Annotated in this window: 3 protein-coding genes; all 3 read left to right on the forward strand. The window is 65.5% G+C overall.

The window, feature by feature from the left end:
• The first annotated feature begins 154 nt into the window (after positions 1-154).
• From FJ694_RS36100 to FJ694_RS36110, 3 genes are read left to right on the forward strand one after another with little or no spacing between them, the layout of a single operon-like run.
• Positions 155-1381 (forward strand): tyrosine-type recombinase/integrase, encoded by a 1227-nt coding sequence (locus FJ694_RS36100; protein ID WP_157272337.1) that lies wholly within the window; start codon positions 155-157, stop codon positions 1379-1381.
• Positions 1378-2334, forward strand: coding sequence for a tyrosine-type recombinase/integrase (locus FJ694_RS36105; RefSeq protein ID WP_157272338.1), 957 nt, complete (start codon positions 1378-1380; stop codon positions 2332-2334). Before FJ694_RS36100 ends, FJ694_RS36105 begins: the two co-directional genes overlap by 4 nt.
• Positions 2327-3328 carry a tyrosine-type recombinase/integrase gene (locus FJ694_RS36110; protein WP_157272339.1) on the forward strand — a complete coding sequence of 334 codons (1002 nt, stop codon included), beginning with the start codon at positions 2327-2329 and terminating at the stop codon, positions 3326-3328. Before FJ694_RS36105 ends, FJ694_RS36110 begins: the two co-directional genes overlap by 8 nt.
• The last annotated feature ends 102 nt before the right edge of the window (positions 3329-3430 follow it).

Consider the following 3430-nt stretch of genomic DNA (forward strand, 5'->3'; position numbering starts at 1 on the left):
TCGCAATAATGCGAAGTCCGTTTTTATGCGAAGTCGGGTGACTTGAGGTTGGTGGGTGCCGTGAAGATCGTGGTCTGCGGCGCGTCGGTACGGCCCTGGACTTCGCATAAAAGTGAGCGTCTCCTGCGGTGGCAACACCCCGCAGGAGACGCTCATGGATGCGTTCGATTCCCTTCATCCGACGGCTGCATCGTGGCTGCGCGGCAGTGCGCTTGCGCCCTTGGTACCTGCCTATTGGCGTCACTTGACCGAGCAGCGCTACTCGCTCAGCACAACGAAGGCGTATCTGTGCTGCCTCGCGCACTTCGCGCGATGGGTTCGTCGGGGTCGGCATTCGCTGGATGAGCTTGATCACGAGATCAGCCAGTTCGTCGACGGGCACTTGCCACGCTGTACCTGCCCGTCGCCGGCACAGCGTTGCCGCCACCAGGTTCGCGCTGCACTGCGGCACCTGCGGACGGTTTTGGGGATCTCCGGGATTGAGAGCAACGGCCATCGCGCCGACCCGCTCGAAGCGGGATTGAACCGCTTCGACGAGTACATGCAGCAGGCCAGGGGACTGGCTCGAAGTACCCGCCTTCAGCGACTGAAGATCATCGGCAGGTTGCTCCGCATGACCGCTGCGGTGACGCCCAGCGCCGATAAGCTGCGGCAGTTCATCGCCCAGGAACTCGCCCGCGTGTCGCCAGCCAGCGCAGGGGTCGTGGTCACGGCGCTACGCAGCTACCTGCGCTTCCGAGCGTTCGAAGGCGACCCCGTCGAGCATCTGCTGCCGGTGATCGTGTCGCCGGCGCACTGGCGCCTGGCGCCTCTGCCGCAGACGCTGTCGCGCGCCGATGTTGAACGACTGCTCGATGCCTTCCCGCCTGGACTGCCTTCGCGCCTTCGCTCCTATGCCATCGTGCGATGCGTCGTGGACCTTGGGCTGCGCACCCACGAAGTCAGCAGCCTGGCGCTGGACGACATCGACTGGGCGGCGGGCACCTTGCGCATCGTCAAGAGCAAATCCCGGCGTGTGGACCTGATGCCCTTGCCGCCGGCAACCGGCCGCGCCATCGCCGAGTACCTGCGAATGGAGCGACCGCCGACGCTCAACCGCCAGGTGTTCGTGCGGCACGTGGCGCCGGTGGACGAACCCGTGGGTCCGGACGTGGTCCGCAACACCGTGCGCAATGCCTATCGCCGCTGCGGCTTGCCCTACACCCGCGTCCATATCCTGCGCCACACTATGGCCAGCCGGCTGCTCGACACCGGGGGCACACTCAAGGAAGTGGCCGACGTGCTGCGCCACCGCCAGCTCGATACCTCCCTGATCTACGCCAAGGTCGACCTCAATCGCCTTGGTGCCGTGGTGATGCCCTGGCCCGGGAGCCCGGCATGAACGCCGGGACGACGCTGCAGGCGGCCGTGCAGCGCTACCTGAAGGAACGGCGGCAGCTTGGCTTCGAACTGAGGGCACCGGCCACCGAGCTGATGCGGTTCGCCCGCTTCGCCGACGCCCGCGGCCATGAGGGTCCGCTGACGCGGGAATTGCAGCTTGAATGGGCACGGCAGCATGTGCACAGAACCAGCACGGTGACCGCGGCCCGCAGAATCGAGATCCTGCGGCCCTTCACGGCCTACTACCGGCAGTTCGAGATCGACACCGAGGTGCTGCCGACGAATGTGCTCGGCCGCGGCCATCGAAGACTGACGCCGCACATCTACACCGACCAGGAGATCCTGCAACTGCTTGGGCACGCCGACCGTCTCGCGCCCGTCGGCGGCCTGCGTCCGATGACGTACCGCACGTTGTTCGGACTGCTGGCCGCGGCCGGGCTCAGGCTGTCCGAGGCCTTGAAGCTGTGCGTTGGTGACGTCGACCTCAACGGCGCGACAATCACCGTGCGGCAGACCAAGTTCCACAAGTCGCGCTGCCTGCCCATCCACGCCAGCGTGGTGCGGGCGCTGACGGAGTACCGCCGCATGCGCGACATGCACGCCGACCCCGATCCCGGCGCACCGTTCTTCGTCTCGCGCACCGGCGACTTCTTGCCGCGGATCACGGTGGAGAAGGTCTTCATACGCTTGCGATCCAGGCTGGGGTGGCGCGCCAGAGGCGACCACGCCAACCCGCGCCTGCACGACCTTCGGCACACGATGGCGGTCCGACGCGTTCAGCTCTGGCATGAGAGCGGGGTGTCCGTCGACCACGCGATGTTCTGGCTCTGCACCTATCTTGGCCACAGCAGGATCACCGACACCTACTGGTACCTCACCGGCGTGCCCGAGCTGATGGACATCGTCGGCGCGCAGTTCGAGCGCTTCGCTCTCGCAGGAGGCGATGATGAGTAACCCAACTTCCCCCACCTTCGCGACCCTCGTGCAGGAGTTCTTCACCGACTACATGGTCCAGCAGCGAGCCCTGAGCCCGTGCACGGTGGCTTCGTACCGCGACACCTTCGTGCTGCTGCTGCGCTACGCGCAACAGCAGGGCAAGGAGCCCACCAGCCTGGAGCTGACCGACGTCAGCCCGCAGTTCCTGCTTGGCTTCCTGGATCACCTGGAGCAGGAACGCCACAACTCGGTGCGCAGCCGCAACATCAGGCTGGCCGCAGTGCGCTCGTTCCTGAAGTTCGCCGCGAGGCGCGACCCGGTGCACCTGGGCCTCATCGAGCAGGCCCTGGCCGTGCCGATGAAGCGCTTCGACCGCAAAATGGTGGGCTTCATCCCCAGGGAACAAATGCTCGCCGTGATCGATGCGCCCAGCGACACCTGGATTGGCCGGCGCGACCGGCTGATGCTCGCGCTGATGTTCAACACCGGGGCCCGGGTCTCGGAGATCATCGGCGTTCGCGTAGCAGACGTCGTGCTCGGACCGAGCTCCAGCATCCGGCTGCACGGCAAAGGACGCAAGCAGCGTTCTCTGCCGCTGTGGAGGACCACTGCCAGGGCGGTACGGGATTGGCTCCAACTGAACCCACAACTTCAGGCCGAATCGCCGCTGTTGCCGCGCCGTGACGACATGCCCATGACACGGGCCAACGTCGCGCAGCGCCTGAAGCTTGCCGTGCAGGTTGCATCCCGAAAGTACCCCAACCTGGAGACCATGTCCGTGTCACCCCACATGGTTCGGCACGCAACCGCAATGAGCTTGCTTCAGTCGGGCGCCGATCCTTGCGAGATTGCCTTGTGGCTTGGCCACGAGAGTCCGGCGACAACGCACATGTATGTCGAGGCGGACTTGGCAATGAAGGAGCGGGCATTGGCGCGCTTGAAGGCGCCGCAGGTCAAGCCGACGAGGTACCGACCGCCCAAGGGCCTGATGGCGTTCCTGCAGGCACTGTAATTATGCGAAGCGGTCATGGCATGGGCGCCACCCCGATCCCTCGGTCCGATTCCAGCCTGGGCATCTCGACTTCGCATAAAAACGGACTTCGCATTATTCGCG

It is taken from the genome of Azohydromonas aeria (assembly GCF_009760915.1).
Lineage (GTDB): Bacteria > Pseudomonadota > Gammaproteobacteria > Burkholderiales > Burkholderiaceae_C > Azohydromonas > Azohydromonas aeria.

Excerpts from the sequence above, each read along its gene's own strand:
- FJ694_RS36100 (WP_157272337.1), top strand. The coding sequence starts at position 155 with ATGGATGCGTTCGATTCCCTTCATCCGACGGCTGCATCGTGGCTGCGC.
- FJ694_RS36110 (WP_157272339.1), top strand. The coding sequence starts at position 2,327 with ATGAGTAACCCAACTTCCCCCACCTTCGCGACCCTCGTGCAGGAGTTC.
- FJ694_RS36105 (WP_157272338.1), top strand. The coding sequence starts at position 1,378 with ATGAACGCCGGGACGACGCTGCAGGCGGCCGTGCAGCGCTACCTGAAG.